Below are 14,647 nucleotides of genomic sequence, written 5' to 3' on the forward strand. Positions count from 1 at the left end.
CTGGGCGGTAGAGTGGGGAGCGTCACTACACCAGGAGGACCATCGTGGAAAAATCGTCGCTGACCGCACTGGCCAGGGAACTGCTGGGACAGGCCAGGTCCAGCACCAGCGGGCGCAGCGCCCGGACCGTCTATGGCGGGCATGAACGGGTCCTGCGCCAGACCGTGGTGGCCCTGACGGCCGGCTCCATGCTGGACGAACACGACAACCCGGGCGAAGCCACCGTCCAGGTGCTCGGCGGCAGGCTGGTGCTGGCCACCGGGGATGTCTCCTGGGAAGGCTCCGCGGGGGACCACCTGGTGGTCCCCCGCGCCCGCCACTCCGTAAAGGCCCTGGAAGACTCCACGTTCCTGCTGACGGTCGCCAAGCCCTGACCCGGCGCCGGCCCGCCTCAGGGCAGGAGGGTGCGGGTGCTGGCGGCCACGGTTTCGTTGTCCGGGTCCATCGTGATCTGCCAGTGGGCGCGCTCCCCTGAGAGGAACGCCGGGAGCCAGTGGATGGCATCCTCCCACATCCGCTCCCCCGGCAGCTGGTCCACCGGATACCAGCGCGGGGCAATCTCCTCGCTTTCCTGCGCCTCGCCGGCAAATCTCCGGCACAGGTAGATGGTGGCGGCCATGTCCCATTCGGGCCTGGCCGGAAACACGAAGTCCACCGTGCCGGCGGGGATGAGGTCCGACTCCAGCACCGTGATCCCGGATTCCTCCTCCACCTCCCGGCAGACGGCCCGGGCCGTGGTCTCCCCCGGTTCCACATGCCCGCCGATCCCCACCACCTTGCCGGAGCCAAAGCCGGTCTTTTTGAGTCCGAGCAGGACCTCCCCGCCGGCGGCGCCGTCACGGAGCAGGAAGCACAGGGTCACGGCAGCGGCAGTCATGGCTCCAGCCTAGGCCGGGGCCCGGCGTCGTGCACCTCGGCGCGGCGCGCTAGCGCAGGGCGCCCGTGAAGGCGGAGGCACGCGCCGTGATGTCCGTCCAGTCCCCGGCAGCCACGACGTCGGGCGGAACCACGGCGGTGCCGCAGCACACGGCCAGCGCGCCGGCGGCCAGGAACTCCCCGGCATTGCCGGCGCTGATGCCGCCGGACGGCAGCAGCTTCACGCCCGGATAGGGGCCTTGCAGGTCCTTGAGGTACGCGGCACCGAGCGTGCGGGCCGGAAAGATCTTCACGACGGCGGAGCCCAGGTCCAGGGCCATGGCCACCTCCGTGGGGGTCATGGCGCCGAGGGCAAACGGCACCCCGGCCGCGGCGGCCACCGACGCCACCTCCGGGCGGATCCCGGGCGTCACCAGGAACGCTGCCCCGGCGTCGATGGCGGCCCGGGCCTGGTCGGCGGTCATGACCGTCCCCACACCCACCACGGCACCGTGGTCCGCTGCCGTGCCGGCGGCCCTGGCCACATGTTCCAGCAGCCCCGGCGTGGTGTAGGTCAGCTCGACGCCGGTGATCCCGCCGGCCACGAGGGCGCGGCACAGTTCGGCGGCGTCGGCGATTTCCGGGGCACGGACCACGGCCAGGGTGCGGTCGGCCTCAAGCCGGGAAACCAGTTCTGCATTGTTCATGGCGGGCGCCAGGTTCCTTTCCGGGACGGCCACGGTGACCGGCTGTTGCGTATTTTGCAACGCTGGTTGCAAGGATTGTCCGCTCATGTCTAACATGGTCAGGATTCACCCGTCAAGGCAGCCGCCGGGTCCCGCAAGCGAAAGAGCACCAGCACTATGCAGCCAGTTGTATGCATCGGAGAGACCATGGCCGTGCTCTCGCCCCCGGGCAACGTGCCGCTGTCCGAGGCCGCCGACCTGCTTTACGGTGTGGGCGGCGCCGAGTCGAACGTCGCCATGGGCCTGGCCGCCATGGGCGTTGACGCCCACTGGGTGGGCCGGGTGGGCCGCGACGGCTTCGGCACCCGCATCCTGGACGAGCTGCGCGCCCACCATGTGGGCGTTTCCGGCGTGGAGGTCGACGCCGGACGCCCCACGGGACTTTACGTCAAGGTTCCGGCCGAAGGATCCGTCCTGTACTATCGCCGCGGCTCGGCCGCTTCCGCCATGGGCCCGGGGCTGCTCGCCGGCCCGGTGGTGGCACAACTGCTGGAGCAGGCGGGACTCATCCACCTCAGCGGCATCACCGCGGCGCTGTCCCCGGAGTGCCGGGGCCTGCTTGAGGCGGTTCTTTCCTCCCCCCGCAACGGACGCCGCATTTCCTTTGACGTCAACTGGCGGGAATCGCTGTGGGCGGGCCAGGACAAAACCGTGCTGGCGCACCTTGCCAACCTGGCCGACGTCGTGCTGGTGGGCGCCGATGAAGCCCTTGTGGCCCTGGGCACCAACGACGAAGGCGCATTGCGGGCCCTGCTTCCGGCCCCGGAAGCCATCGTCGTGAAGAACGCGGACATTTCCGCGATCGCCCTGCTGCGGGACGGGTCGCGGATCGAGGTGCCGGCCCTGTGCGTTGACGTGGTGGAACCGGTGGGCGCCGGTGACGCCTTTGCCGCCGGCTACCTCAGCGGCCTGCTCGCCGGCCTGGACGAGCGTTCCTCCCTGCGCCGCGGCCACCTGGCTGCCGCCTGCACGCTGACGGTGCCCGGTGACCGCGGGCCGCTGCCGGCCGCCGGGATGCTGGCGGCCATGCTGGGCTGCACCGACGCCGACTGGGCAGCGACCAGGGTCTCCCCCGGCCGCCTTGAATCTCCCGCACTGGCTGGGGGCGCCGGCGTGACGGCGGACGGCACCCTGCCATGAGCCAGAGCCTGGTGCGGGCCCTGGAGCTGTTGGGAAAGGTGGCCGGGCAGCCCGCCACGCTGGACGAACTGGCCGCCACGTCCGACGTCCACAAGACCACCGTCATGCGCCTGCTGCATTCCCTGGAGGCCGAGCACTTCCTGGTCCGCAACGGCGCCGGGCAGTTCCAGCTGGGCCGCAGGCTTTTTGAGCTTTCCTCGCGCGCACTGGAGCAGCGGGACATCCGGCAGGTGGCGCACCCGCACCTGGCCCGCCTCAACGGGGCCACCGGGCATACGGTCCACCTGGCCGAGATGGAAGGCGCCGAGGTGGTCTACATTGACAAGTTCGAATCCCGCCACCCCGTGCGCATGTATTCCCGCATCGGCTTGACGGCGGCCCTGCATTCCGCCGCGGTGGCCAAGGTGATCCTGGCGGACCTGCCCGTGGACCGGCGGGAGCAGATTGCAGCCGGCCTGGACTATGTCAGGACCACCGGCAATACGATCACCGGCGCTGCGGGGCTGCTGGCCGAACTGGGGGAGGTCGCCGAACAGGGCTGGGCGCATGACAGGGAGGAGCACGAATCCTATGTGCACTGCATTGCCGCCCCTATCCGCGACGCCTCCGGACGTGTGGTGGCGGCCGCGTCGCTCTCGGTCCCGGTCATGCTGTTGGACTACGAAGGACTGCTCAAGCTGCTGCCCGGGCTCAAGGACGCCACACGTGCCATCTCCACGGACCTGGGGTGGGCGCCGGCCCCGACTATCCCAGGGCCCGGGGGTGGGCCGCCGCGTACACTTCCCGCAGGGTCTCGGCCGTGACGAGGGTGTAGACCTGTGTGGTGGTCACGGAGGCGTGGCCCAGCAGTTCCTGGACGACGCGCACGTCCGCGCCGCCCTCGAGCAGGTGCGTGGCAAAGGAATGGCGCAGGGTGTGGGGTGAAACGTCCGCGGTGACGCCGGCCCGCTCCGCGGCGGCCTTCAGGATGCTCCAGGCGCTTTGCCGGCTGATCCGCCCGCCGCGGGTGTTCAGGAACAGTGCCGGGGTGCCCTTTCCCTTGCCGGCCAGGGTGCCGCGCCCGCGGACCAGGTATGCCTCGAGGGCCCGCAGCGCATAGGAGCCGATCGGCACCAGGCGCTCCTTGGAGCCCTTCCCGAACAGCCGCACCAGCGACGGGCCGTCGGACTCCGGGCCGGAGAGGACCAGGTCGTCCACGTCCAGGCCCACGGCCTCGCTGATGCGCGCGCCCGTGGAGTACAGGAATTCCAGCATGGCGGTGTTGCGCAGTCCGGCGGCAGTGTCCGAGCCGGCGGCCTCGAGGATGGCGGTGACGTCGTCAACGCTGATGGCCTTGGGGAGGCGCCGGCCGGGCATGGGCGGGTGGACGTCCGCTGCGGGGTCCGCGTCGGTGAGGCCTTCCAGCGCCCAGAACCGGTGCAGGCCGCGCACGGCCACAATGGTGCGCGCGGCGGAGCGCAGGCCCAGCGCGGCGCCGCCGTCGCCGCCGTCGGCCAGGGCCTGGGCAAACGCGGTCACGTGGTGCCGGGTGACGCCGCCGGGTTCCGTGACGGGGATGCCGGCCAGGAAGTGTTCGTAGCGCAGCAGGTCGCGCCGGTAGGCCTGCAGCGTGTTGGCTGCCAGGCCTCGCTCCACGCCCACGTGCTGGAGGTAGTCGCCGATGGCGCGGCCCAGCCCGTTGGCGGCGGCCACCGTCATTGGCCGTGTTGGCTGGGGTGCGCCGGCCAGGGGGCGCGGGGGTCCCGCAGGGCGGCGAAGCCGTTCCGGGCCGCGGACTGTGCGGCCAGGATGCCCACCGCGGCGGAGGGGTTGTGGATGCGCCCGTCCAGGACCGCCGCGGCGGCCTCGTCCAGGTCCATCCAGCGGAACTGGATCTCGGCCTCTTCCTCGGTGCGGACGTGGCGTTCGGCCTCGGGGATCCAGGAGATGGACCGGGCCAGGTAGATCCGGATGGCCTCGCTGGAGGATCCGGGTGAGGTGAAGAAGTCGGCCAGCACGTGCCAGTCGGCTGCTGCCAGGTCCGCTTCCTCGGCCAGTTCGCGCGCGGCACCGGCCACAAAGTCCTCGCCCTCCACGTCCAGCAGGCCCGCGGGAATTTCCCACAGGTCCATCCGGACGGGGTGGCGGTACTGGCGCAGCAGCAGCACCTGGCCCTGGTCGTTGAGCACCACGACGGCCACCGCGCCCGGGTGGGCAATGTAGTCCCGGGTGAGCGGTGCCGTCCCGGGCGCCAGGGTGAACGTGTCCGAGACAACGTCCCAGATCCGCCCCCGGTAGACCGTCTCGGATGACTGCAGGTCACGGGGGCTGGCTGCGTCGGCCACCGGCAGCTCCCCCGCGGCAGCGGGCTGGGTGTCCGCCGCCGGCGGGGTTCCGGGTGAGGTCATGGCGGGCTCAGACCTCCAGCAGGCGGGTGGCGTTCTGGCGCTCCAGTGCGGCGGCGATCAACCCGGCAAAGAGCGGGTGCGGCCGGGTGGGGCGCGAGCTCAGTTCCGGGTGGGCCTGGGTGGAGACGTAGTACGGGTGCACCTCGCGGGGCAGCTCAACAAATTCCACGAGCTTGCCGTCGGGCGAGGTTCCGGAGAACACCAGGCCGGCGTCCGCAAGCTGCCCGCGGTACTTGTTGTTGACCTCGTAGCGGTGGCGGTGGCGTTCGGCAACGTCGGTGCGCCCGTAGGTCTCGGCAATGACGGAGCCTTCGGTGAGCACGGCCGGGTACAGGCCCAGGCGCATGGTGCCGCCCAGGTCGCCCTTGCCGTCGACGATGTCCAGCTGCTCTTCCATGGTGGCGATGACCGGGTACGTGGGGTTGTCGTCAAACTCGGAGGAGGAGGCGCCCTTCAGCCCCACCACGTCGCGGGCATATTCGATGACCATGCACTGCAGGCCCAGGCACAGGCCCAGGGTGGGGATCTGGTTTTCGCGGGCGTACTTCAGGGCCCCAAGCTTGCCTTCCAGGCCGCGGATGCCGAAGCCGCCGGGAACGCAGATGCCGTCCACGTCGGCGAGGGCCTTGATGGCGCCGGCCTCCGTGGCACACTCGTCGGAGGGCACCCAGCGGATCTTGACCCGGGTGCTGTTGGCGAAGCCGCCGGCCCGCAGGGCCTCGGTCACTGACAGGTAGGCGTCCGGCAGGTCGATGTACTTGCCGACCAGGGCAATCTCAATGTGGTGCAGGGGGTTGTGGACCGCCTCGAGCAGGGTGTCCCACTTGGTCCAGTCCACGTCCTTGAACGGCAGATCCAGCGCCCGCACGATGTAGGAGTCCAGGCCCTGCGCGTGCAGGGTCTTGGGAATGTCGTAGATGCTGGGGGCGTCGGGGCAGCCGATGACGGCCTCGACGTCCACGTCGCAGGCCCGGCCGATCTTCGCGTGCATGGCCTCGGGCAGGACGCGGTCCGAGCGCAGGATGATGGCGTCCGGCTGGATGCCCAGGGAGCGCAGCGCCGCAACGGAGTGCTGCGTGGGCTTGGTCTTCAGCTCCTGCGACGGGCCGATGTAGGGCACCAGGGAAACGTGGGCAAAGAACACATTGGTGCGGCCGATGTCCTGGCGCACCTGGCGTGCAGACTCCAGGAACGGCTGGGACTCGATGTCGCCGACGGTGCCGCCGATTTCGGTGATGATGACATCGGGGGCGTTGGTGCCCTCGGCGGCCAGGCGCATGCGGCGCTTGATCTCGTCGGTGATGTGCGGGATGACCTGGACGGTGTCGCCGAGGTATTCCCCGCGCCGTTCCTTGGCGATGACGGTCGAGTACACCTGGCCGGTGGTGACGTTGGCGGAGCCTTCAAGGTTTTCGTCCAGGAAGCGCTCGTAGTGGCCGATGTCGAGGTCGGTCTCGGCGCCGTCATCCGTGACGAAGACCTCACCGTGCTGGAAGGGATTCATTGTGCCCGGATCCACGTTCAGGTAGGGATCGAGCTTTTGCATTGTGACCGAAAGGCCGCGTGCGCGGAGCAGGTGGCCGAGGCTGGAAGCCGTCAACCCCTTGCCGAGCGAGGACGCGACTCCGCCGGTGACGAAGATGTGTTTGGTCGTCTTGGACTGACCACTGAACCGGGAATTTGATCGTTGCACCACGGAATTCGAGCCTATCATCTAATGAGCCAATATGTATCCGCCGCCCCTGCCGCCATGGCGGCCCGCGGTGGCGACACCTTCGTCCTACGGCACTGCCGCCCGGGCGTCCGCCAGCAGTTCCTTGGCGTGGGCCTGCGCCGTGGCCGAATCCTCCTGTCCTGCCAGCATGCGGGCCAATTCACGCACCCGCTCCGAATCGTCCAAAAGCCGCACATTGCTGGTGGTGATGCCGCCCCCGGGGGTGCTGCCGGCGGAGCTCTTGGTGACCAGGATGTGCTGGTCGGCGAACGCCGCCACCTGGGGCAGGTGGGTGACCACCAGGACCTGCACGTGCCGGGCCAGCATGGCCAGCCGGCGCCCGATTTCCACGGCCGCCTTGCCACCCACGCCGGAGTCCACCTCGTCAAAGACAAACGTGGGGACGGGGTCGACGGCGGCCAGCACCACCTCCAGCGCCAGCATCACCCGGGACAGTTCACCGCCGGAGGCGCCCTTCCCCAGCGGCCGTGGCGACGCGCCGGCGTGGGGCTGGAGCAGGAAGGTGATGTCGTCGGCGCCGTGGATGCCGCGTTCCGCCGGTGCCATGTCGATGACCAGCCTGGCGTCGGGCATGGCCAGTGCCTTGAGTTCGGCGCTGACCCTCTTGGAGAGGGCATCGGCGGCGGCGCGGCGCAGCTTGGTGACCTTGGCGGCCAGCGTTTCCAGTTCGGTGAGGGATGCGGCCACCCCGGCCTCCAGCGCCTCTATCCTGCCGGAGTCGTCCGTGAGCTCATCAAGGCGTGCCCGGGCGCGGTCCGCCCACTCGATGACCTCGTTGATGGTGGGCGCGTATTTGCGCACCAGCACGGCCAGTTCCCCGCGCCGGTCCTCCACCTCGGCCAGCCGGCCGGGCCCCTCGGAGTCCAGCGAGGTGGCGTAGCCGGCCAGGTCGCGGGCGATGTCCGCCAGCAGGTAGCCCACCTCGGATACGCGCTTGCCCAGTTCGGCGAGTTCGTCGTCGGACCCGGCCACGGTTTCCAGCAGCCGCCGGGCCGTGTCCACGAGGGTCACGGCGTCCGCGCCGTCGCCGTAGTCCTCGGCCAGCAGCGCCTCGTGGGCGCCCAGCGAGGCCCGGCGCAGCTCCTCCACGTTGCCCAGCTTCACCGCTTCCGCCTTCAAGAGCTCGTCCTCGGCCTCCTGGGGCGCCACGGCGTCGATCTCGGCCAGGGCCGTGGCCAGTGATTCCGCCTCGCGCAGCCGCTCCCGGCTGGAATTGCGCAACAGCTCCAGCTCGGCCTGCGATGCCTGCCAGCGCCGGAAAACCTCCCCATAGGCGGCCATGGCTGCCGGAAACTGCCTTTGGGCTTCCGCGGCAAACTTGTCCAGCGCCTCGCGCTGGGGCCCGGCGCCCTTGAGCCGGATCTGGTCCGACTGCCCGTGCACGGCCACCAGGGTCTCCCCCAGCTCCGCGAGCACGCCGATGGGGGCGCTGCGCCCGCCCACGTGCGCCCTGCTGCGCCCGTCGGCGCCCACTGTGCGGGCCAGGATCAGCCCGGCACCGCCGTCGAACTCGTCGATGTCCGCCCCGGCCTCCTGGGCGCGGGCCAGCGCAGCGTGGCCGGCGGGCAGCGTGAGCGTGGCTTCGGCGGAGGCGCTTTTGGCCCCGTTGCGCACGGCCCCGGCGTCCGCCCTGTTGCCCAGCAGAAGCCCGACGGCGGTCACCACCATGGTCTTTCCGGCGCCGGTTTCGCCGCTGACCACGCTCAGGCCCGGGCCCAGCGGCAGGGTGGACTCCGAAATCACCCCGAGGTCGCGGATCCGTATTTCCTCAATCATGGTGCGGCCTGGCCCCCTCAAGGTTGTGTGGCATGGTGTGGTCGGTTTCGGCAGCCCCGGTGACGGTCAGGTCCGGCACCAGCGGCAGCGGGCCGGTGTGGGGCCCTTCCGGCTGCGACTTGGCCATGGGCGGGTGGATGACCGGCAGCTGGGTGGTGGGTGGCGCCGCTTCCTCCCCGGACGGTCCGCGCCAGCCTTGGACGGGCAGCTCAAATTTGCGCACCAGGCGTTCGGAGAACGGCGACTGCTGGGTGCGGGCCAGCCGCACGGGCTTGTCGGAGCGTGTCACCTCGATGCGGGAGCCGGGCAGCAGGTCCACGGTGCGGCGGCCGTCGCACCAGATCACCCCGTAGGCACCGTTGCGGGTGAGGACCTCCACGGCCAGCGTGGACGTGGGGGCCACCACGAGGGGCTTGGCAAAGAGCGCGTGGGCGCTGATGGGCACCATGAGCAGCGCCTCCACCTCGGGCCACACCACGGGTCCGCCGGCGGAAAAGGCGTAGGCGGTGGAACCGGTGGGGGTGGCCATGACCACGCCGTCGCAGCCAAACGAACTTAACGGGCGGCCGTCGACTTCGGTGACGACTTCGATCATGCGTTCCCGGTTGCCTTTTTCCAGGGCCACCTCGTTCAGCGCCCAGGTGTGGGTGACCACCCGGCCGTTGACGCGGACCTTCACGTCCAGGGTCATGCGCTCCTCCACGGAGTATTCGCGCTGCACCACCCAGTCGACGGTTTGGAGGAGGTCGGCCCGTTCGCTTTCGGCCAGAAAGCCCACATGGCCCAGGTTCACGCCGAGCAGCGGGAGGTCGTGGTCGCGCACCAGTTCGGCGGCGCGCAGGATGGTGCCGTCGCCGCCGAGCACCATGACCAGTTCAATGTCGGCCAGGGTGACGTCGCGGTCGAGGATTTCCATGCTGACATCGGAGACGCCCAGGTAGCCGGTCATGTCGGCCAGCTCGTCGGCGTACATGACCGGCACAACGTCGTTGGCGTGCAGCTGCACGCAGGCCTCCAGGGCGGCAATCATCGATTCCTCGCGCCCGGTGTGGGCCAGGATCAAGACGCGGCGTGTCATGTGCTGGGCTTTCCTCCGGGTAGGCGTCAGGGCCACAGCTGTGCCAGCAGATCCTCCACGGCACTGCCCTGTTCTTCGATCTTAGGTGCCGGGACTGACAGTTCACGGCTTGCCCACAGAAAATACTCCACATTTCCGTCCTGGCCCGGGAGCGTGCTGGTCCCGAGCCCGCGCAGGGTGAGCCCGTTGTCCAGGGCGGCCCGGGCCACCAGTCCCACGGCGCGGCGGCGTTCGTTTTCGGAGCTGACGACGCCGGTCCGGGCCAGCCGCTCGCGGCCCACCTCGAACTGCGGCTTGACCATGAGCAGCAGGTCCCCGCCCGGGCGTGTCGCCAGGGCCAGGGGCGCCATGACCAGGGTCAGCGAAATGAAGGAGAGGTCGCAGACGGTCAGCTCGGCGGCGCCGCCGATTTCGGCCACGTCAAGGTAGCGGATGTTCATGCCCTCGTAGACGTCCACGCGCGGGTCGTCGCGGAGTGCGGGCACCAGTTGCCCGTGCCCCACATCGACGGCGGCCACCCTGGCCGCACCGTTGCGCAGCAGTACGTCGGTGAAGCCGCCGGTGGAGGCCCCTGCATCGAAGCAGCGCTTGCCGGCCACGGTGACCTGCGGGAAGCAGGCCAGCGCCCCGGCCAGCTTGTGGCCGGCACGGGAGACGTACTCGGGTCCGCCGCCCTGGAGTTCAATGCCTGTTTCAGCGGTGACGGCCAGGGCGGCCTTGGCTGCGGCCGTGCCGTCGACGGTTACCCGCCCGGACTTGATGAGGGCGGCGGCCACGGTGCGCGAACGGGCCAGCCTGCGGTTCACCAGTTCCTGGTCGAGCCGGGTCACGGGGCTCCGCCGGGAGCCGCGGCGGCAATGTCCGCGGCCGGGTCGGTGTCCAGCTCGCGCTGCAGCGACTCCATGACCGAGGTGTACACCCCGTTATGCTCCGCGGTGGGCAGCGCGGCTGCCTGGCCGGCGAGGGCCACGATGGCGTCCACGGCGGGGTCACCGCTTCCTTCGGAGTCCACGGGGCCCACTATTCCGGCTTTTTCCACACGAGTTGCGGATCCGTCACGGTGTCCGATTCCGGCACGGCCGCCCACCACACCGCGCAGGCGGCACGCCAGGCGTTGAGGTCGTCCCGGTCGCCGGCCACGGTCACCACGCCGTCCGCGACGGCCGCGGCAGCGGCACCACAGGTGACGCGTCCGTCGTCGCGCGCCACCTCAGGGTAGGGCTGGTAAAAGTCCTTGAGCGTGTCAATGATGAAGCGCGGGCGTTCCGCGGACTTGGCCTTGAGCGCGGATTCCACGGAATCCACGCCGGTGAGGACCAAGGCCGTGGCCATGCCGGCGTTGTTGCCGCCGAGAATGTCGGTGTCCAGGCGGTCCCCGACCACCAGCGGCCGGTCCGCCCCGAGGCGCCTGGCGGCCGTGTGGAACAACGGCGCCTGCGGCTTGCCGGCCACCAGGGGGTCGCGGTCGACGGCGGCACGCACGGCCGCCACAAGTGTCCCGTTCCCTGGGGCGATCCCCTGCTCCCGAGGGATGGTCAGGTCCGTGTTGGTGGCAATCCATGCCGCCCCGCCGTGGATGGCAAAGGCGGCCTCGGCGAGGTCCTCCCAGCCCAGCGAAGGTTCAAAACCCTGGATGACGACGTCGGGCGTGGCCTTGGCGCTGTCCACGCTCGTCATGCCGACCAGCTCAATCTCGCGGACCAGGGCGGCACTGCCGACGACCAGGACCTTGCTGCCGGCGGGGAACCTTTCGGCCAGCAGCGCGGCCCCGGCCTGGGCCGAGCTGACCACCTGGCCCTCTTCCGCGGGGGCGCCGAGTTCACGCAGGTGTGCGGCAACGTGGGCCGGGGTGCGGGAGGCATTGTTGGTCACGTACCCCAGCTTGACGTTGGCACCGGCCAGGCCCGTCAAGGCCTCAATGGCGCCGGGGATGGCGTTCGGCCCGGCATACACCACGCCGTCCAGGTCGGCGAGGACGGCGTCGAAGCCGGCCAGCAGGGTCTTTGTTGTCTCCGCGGACAAGGGGCTAGTCCTCCTGCCCGTCAAACGGGCCTGAATCCGAGGCGGCGTGGGCGGCCGCCCCGGTGTCGCCGGCCAGGACGTCTGCATCGTCGTCCGCGCTGTCCTGGTCGGATTCGGGGTCATCGGATTCAAAGTAGTCGGATTCGGCGTCGTCCACTTCGGTCTCGTCGTGTTCGTTGGCCGGGGCATCCTGGCCGGCGTGCTCGGGCTGGACAGCCGGTTCCATGACGTCGGAGACGCGGACGCGGGGCGCGTCCAGGGGGATATCGTCGTCGTCGCCAAGGTCCACGATGATCGAGTCGGTGCTGTCGTCCTGGCCCAGGGCCTCGTCAGCCACCACGGCCTGGCGTTCCCAGGTCTTCGCCTCGTCCTTGCGGCCGGCGGCACGGAGCACCATGGCGTAGGCGCGGAACAGGCGGGGGCTGAAGGAGAAGGCCCGGTTGATGTCCAGCTGCGGGATTTCCAGCACGGACAGGGCTGCGTCGAGCTCGCCCAGGTCGCCGCGTGCACCGGACTCCACGATGGCCAGTTCCACCTTGCCGGCGGTGTCCAGGGTTTCAGCTTCCTCGGAATGGATCAGTTCGAGGGCCTTCTCCGGGCGTCCCAGCCCGCGTTCGCAGTCGGCCATGAGTGGCAGGTGGACATTGGAGCCGCTGATGCGCCGGTACGTGCGCAGTTCGCGCAGGGCTTCTGCATAGTTGCCCGCAGCGTAGGCGGTCATGGCGACTGCCTCACGGACGCAGGCCAGCCGGCCGCCGCGACGGCTGGCAGCCAGGGCGTGCTCAAAGGCCAGCTCCGGTTCAAAGTCGATCAGCCGGCCGGCCATCACCAGGTGCTTGGACACCCATTCGTTGTTGCGGGAGTCCAGGATGCGCAGTTGCGCACGGGTGACCTTGTCCAGTTCCTCGCCGGTGACGTCATGGTCGATTTCCGGTGAGCGTGAGCGGTCGGCACGGTTCGAGCTGCGCAGGTCACCTGCGTTGCGCTGCGGCGCCGTGCGGGGGCCGCGGTCTTCCCGGTCGCCGTGGGGCCGGCTGTTGTAGGGCCGGTCCCCGCCCGAACGGGCAGGACGGTCCGCATGGCCGCCACGGTTGTCACGGTCACCGTAGGGGCGGTCGCCACCAGAGCGCGCCGGACGATCACCATAAGGACGCTCGCCACCAGAACGGGCCGGACGATCACCATAGGGGCGCCCGCCCTGGCCGCCACGGTTGTCACGGTCACCGTAAGGACGGTCGCCACCGGATCGGGCGGGACGATCGCCATAGGGGCGCCCGCCCTGGCCCCCACGGTTGTCACGGTCACCGTAAGGGCGATCGCCACCGGAGCGCGCCGGACGATCATCATAGGGGCGCCCGCCCTGGCCGCCACGGTTGTCACGGTCACCGTAAGGACGGTCGCCACCGGATCGGGCGGGACGATCGCCATAGGGGCGCCCGCCCTGGCCGCCACGGTTGTCACGGTCACCGTAAGGACGGTCGCCACCAGAGCGCGCCGGACGATCATCATAGGGGCGCCCGCCCTGGCCGCCACGGTTGTCACGGTCACCGTAAGGGCGATCGCCACCGGAGCGCGCCGGACGATCACCATAAGGACGGTCGCCACCAGAGCGCGCCGGACGATCACCATAAGGACGGTCGCCACCGGAACGGGCCGGACGGTCACCATAGGGGCGCCCGCCCTGGCCGCCACGGTTGTCACGGTCACCGTAGGGACGATCGCCACCAGAGCGCGCCGGACGATCATCATAGGGGCGCCCGCCCTGGCCGCCACGGTTGTCACGGTCACCGTAGGGACGATCGCCACCGGAGCGCGCCGGACGGTCACCATAGGGGCGCCCGCCCTGGCCGCCACGGTTGTCACGGTCACCGTAGGGACGATCGCCACCGGAACGGGCCGGACGGTCACCATAGGGGCGCCCGCCCTGGCCGCCACGGTTGTCACGGTCACCGTAGGGACGCTCGCCACCGGAACGGGCCGGACGGTCACCATAGGGGCGCCCGCCCTGGCCGCCACGGTTGTCACGGTCACCGTAGGGGCGCCCGCCCTGGCCGCCACGGTTGTCACGGTCACCATAGGGGCGCCCGCCCTGGCCGCCACGGTTGTCACGCTCCGCATACGGCTTACGGTCCTTGCGGTCCCCCGCCGGCGGGCGGTCACCATAGGGCCGTCCGTTGAATCCTCCGCCGTCCCGGCCTTGTGAATTTCCTTCGCGGTTGCCACCGTGTTGCTCAGCCATGCCGACTCCTAAACCTTTGAGCGCACCAACTGGCACAGTAACAGCCGCTCTTCACTATTGATCTCATACTGCTAAAATCTCGGGCCCAACAGCCCACACTACAGTCTAGTCGAGCCCGGGAGCTGCACCCATGAATCTGGCGTATCTGGCCAAGATGAGTGGCCAATCACAGTACTTTTCGTACTGCTGCCGGCCCGGCACCCCGGCCGCCCAACCGTCATGCACGAGCGTCACCCGGGTGCCGTCGTCGACGGCTTCAAAGGTCACGGCGACCACGGTCGGGGCAAGCGGATTCCCGGCCAGCTGCCAGGCCAGAACCAAGGACGACGGCGGCGTCCACCCGCGGACTTCCGCCCACAGCTGCTGCCGTCCATCTGGAGCCTCCTCAGACAGCCCGCGGTCATCGAAGCCGGGATGCGATTCCACGCCAAATCCGCTGTAGCGCTCCATGGGCCACCATAAGTGGATGCCATCCGTAAAACCGTCAAAGGCAAATTCAGGATGCACCGGAACCACGACTGTGGCAGTCCGGGCTTGGGGCACGTCCCCTGGCATATCGGCAGCCTGCGGTTCATGAGCATGGGAAAAGATACTGTCCATCGACCAAGACTACAGAGACCCTGTGTGGTTTTGGTGTTGTGGTGGTTAAGTGTGGGGAGGCCCCAACAC

16 protein-coding genes are annotated in these 14,647 nt (G+C 69.8%); 4 read left to right on the forward strand and 12 right to left on the reverse strand.

All coding sequences use genetic code 11. From position 1 onward, the window contains the following. Positions 1-44 precede the first annotated feature (44 nt). The gene (locus G6035_RS12655; protein WP_176617459.1) at positions 45-374 is read left to right on the forward strand and encodes a cupin domain-containing protein; all 330 of its coding nucleotides are present in this window, start codon (positions 45-47) and stop codon (positions 372-374) included. A 17-nt stretch (positions 375-391) separates the two neighbouring features. Here the strand turns inward: G6035_RS12655 and G6035_RS12660 are convergent, their stop codons facing one another. Both G6035_RS12660 and G6035_RS12665 read right to left on the reverse strand, forming a co-directional pair. Beyond that, positions 392-877: an 8-oxo-dGTP diphosphatase gene (locus G6035_RS12660; RefSeq protein WP_176617460.1), complete on the reverse strand. Its 486-nt coding sequence runs from the start codon at positions 875-877 to the stop codon at positions 392-394. Positions 878-926: 49 nt separating this feature from the next. After that, positions 927-1,562, reverse strand: a complete 636-nt coding sequence (locus G6035_RS12665) for a bifunctional 4-hydroxy-2-oxoglutarate aldolase/2-dehydro-3-deoxy-phosphogluconate aldolase (protein ID WP_176617477.1) — start codon at positions 1,560-1,562, stop codon at positions 927-929. A 156-nt stretch (positions 1,563-1,718) separates the two neighbouring features. Here G6035_RS12665 and G6035_RS12670 point away from each other — a divergent pair, with 156 nt between their 5' ends. Next, positions 1,719-2,741, forward strand: a complete 1,023-nt coding sequence (locus tag G6035_RS12670; RefSeq protein ID WP_176617461.1) for a sugar kinase — start codon at positions 1,719-1,721, stop codon at positions 2,739-2,741. Further along, on the forward strand, positions 2,738-3,544 hold the full coding sequence (locus G6035_RS12675) for an IclR family transcriptional regulator (protein ID WP_176617462.1): 807 nt from the start codon (positions 2,738-2,740) through the stop codon (positions 3,542-3,544). Before G6035_RS12670 ends, G6035_RS12675 begins: the two co-directional genes overlap by 4 nt. Here the strand turns inward: G6035_RS12675 and xerD are convergent. The 9 genes from xerD to G6035_RS12720 form a co-directional block, all read right to left on the reverse strand. Then, complete coding sequence (xerD, locus tag G6035_RS12680) at positions 3,486-4,439, reverse strand: site-specific tyrosine recombinase XerD (RefSeq protein ID WP_176617463.1); 954 nt, start codon at positions 4,437-4,439, stop codon at positions 3,486-3,488. The two genes, G6035_RS12675 and xerD, sit on opposite strands and share 59 nt — an antisense overlap. Next, positions 4,436-5,128 (reverse strand): NUDIX hydrolase, encoded by a 693-nt coding sequence (locus G6035_RS12685; RefSeq protein WP_176617464.1) that lies wholly within the window; start codon positions 5,126-5,128, stop codon positions 4,436-4,438. Before G6035_RS12685 ends, xerD begins: the two co-directional genes overlap by 4 nt. A gap of 7 nt (positions 5,129-5,135) precedes the next feature. Beyond that, the gene (locus G6035_RS12690; protein ID WP_176617465.1) at positions 5,136-6,842 is read right to left on the reverse strand and encodes a CTP synthase; all 1,707 of its coding nucleotides are present in this window, start codon (positions 6,840-6,842) and stop codon (positions 5,136-5,138) included. A gap of 66 nt (positions 6,843-6,908) precedes the next feature. After that, a complete protein-coding gene (recN, locus tag G6035_RS12695; protein WP_176617466.1) occupies positions 6,909-8,639 on the reverse strand; it encodes a DNA repair protein RecN in 1,731 nt (576 codons plus the stop codon). Further along, positions 8,632-9,717 (reverse strand): NAD kinase, encoded by a 1,086-nt coding sequence (locus tag G6035_RS12700; protein WP_176617467.1) that lies wholly within the window; start codon positions 9,715-9,717, stop codon positions 8,632-8,634. The genes recN and G6035_RS12700 overlap by 8 nt, the downstream gene beginning before the upstream one ends. A gap of 26 nt (positions 9,718-9,743) precedes the next feature. Beyond that, the gene (locus G6035_RS12705) at positions 9,744-10,547 is read right to left on the reverse strand and encodes a TlyA family RNA methyltransferase (RefSeq protein WP_176617468.1); all 804 of its coding nucleotides are present in this window, start codon (positions 10,545-10,547) and stop codon (positions 9,744-9,746) included. Next, positions 10,544-10,729, reverse strand: a complete 186-nt coding sequence (locus G6035_RS12710; protein WP_176617469.1) for a hypothetical protein — start codon at positions 10,727-10,729, stop codon at positions 10,544-10,546. Before G6035_RS12710 ends, G6035_RS12705 begins: the two co-directional genes overlap by 4 nt. 8 nt (positions 10,730-10,737) lie before the next feature. Next, the gene (locus tag G6035_RS12715) at positions 10,738-11,739 is read right to left on the reverse strand and encodes an HAD-IIA family hydrolase (protein WP_256127955.1); all 1,002 of its coding nucleotides are present in this window, start codon (positions 11,737-11,739) and stop codon (positions 10,738-10,740) included. A gap of 4 nt (positions 11,740-11,743) precedes the next feature. Next, positions 11,744-12,583 carry a hypothetical protein gene (locus G6035_RS12720; protein ID WP_176617471.1) on the reverse strand — a complete coding sequence of 280 codons (840 nt, stop codon included), beginning with the start codon at positions 12,581-12,583 and terminating at the stop codon, positions 11,744-11,746. Positions 12,584-12,817: 234 nt separating this feature from the next. Here G6035_RS12720 and G6035_RS12725 point away from each other — a divergent pair, with 234 nt between their 5' ends. Further along, a complete protein-coding gene (locus G6035_RS12725; protein WP_176617472.1) occupies positions 12,818-13,942 on the forward strand; it encodes a hypothetical protein in 1,125 nt (374 codons plus the stop codon). Between the two features lie 141 nt (positions 13,943-14,083). Here G6035_RS12725 and G6035_RS12730 read toward each other — a convergent pair whose 3' ends face one another. After that, positions 14,084-14,428 (reverse strand): SRPBCC domain-containing protein, encoded by a 345-nt coding sequence (locus tag G6035_RS12730; protein ID WP_176617473.1) that lies wholly within the window; start codon positions 14,426-14,428, stop codon positions 14,084-14,086. Between the last annotated feature and the right edge of the window lie 219 nt (positions 14,429-14,647).

It is taken from the genome of Arthrobacter sp. SDTb3-6, assembly GCF_013376095.1.
Taxonomy (GTDB): domain Bacteria; phylum Actinomycetota; class Actinomycetes; order Actinomycetales; family Micrococcaceae; genus Specibacter.

What these genes read in the sequence shown, in the direction of transcription:
- G6035_RS12685 (WP_176617464.1), bottom strand. Translation starts at nt 5,128, where the DNA reads ATGACCTCACCCGGAACCCCGCCGGCGGCGGACACCCAGCCCGCTGCC.
- G6035_RS12690 (WP_176617465.1), bottom strand. Translation starts at nt 6,842, where the DNA reads ATGATAGGCTCGAATTCCGTGGTGCAACGATCAAATTCCCGGTTCAGT.
- G6035_RS12660 (WP_176617460.1), bottom strand. Translation starts at nt 877, where the DNA reads ATGACTGCCGCTGCCGTGACCCTGTGCTTCCTGCTCCGTGACGGCGCC.
- G6035_RS12670 (WP_176617461.1), top strand. Translation starts at nt 1,719, where the DNA reads ATGCAGCCAGTTGTATGCATCGGAGAGACCATGGCCGTGCTCTCGCCC.
- xerD (WP_176617463.1), bottom strand. Translation starts at nt 4,439, where the DNA reads ATGACGGTGGCCGCCGCCAACGGGCTGGGCCGCGCCATCGGCGACTAC.
- recN (WP_176617466.1), bottom strand. Translation starts at nt 8,639, where the DNA reads ATGATTGAGGAAATACGGATCCGCGACCTCGGGGTGATTTCGGAGTCC.
- G6035_RS12675 (WP_176617462.1), top strand. Translation starts at nt 2,738, where the DNA reads ATGAGCCAGAGCCTGGTGCGGGCCCTGGAGCTGTTGGGAAAGGTGGCC.
- G6035_RS12700 (WP_176617467.1), bottom strand. Translation starts at nt 9,717, where the DNA reads ATGACACGCCGCGTCTTGATCCTGGCCCACACCGGGCGCGAGGAATCG.
- G6035_RS12665 (WP_176617477.1), bottom strand. Translation starts at nt 1,562, where the DNA reads ATGAACAATGCAGAACTGGTTTCCCGGCTTGAGGCCGACCGCACCCTG.
- G6035_RS12730 (WP_176617473.1), bottom strand. Translation starts at nt 14,428, where the DNA reads ATGGAGCGCTACAGCGGATTTGGCGTGGAATCGCATCCCGGCTTCGAT.
- G6035_RS12725 (WP_176617472.1), top strand. Translation starts at nt 12,818, where the DNA reads ATGGCCGCCACGGTTGTCACGGTCACCGTAGGGGCGGTCGCCACCAGA.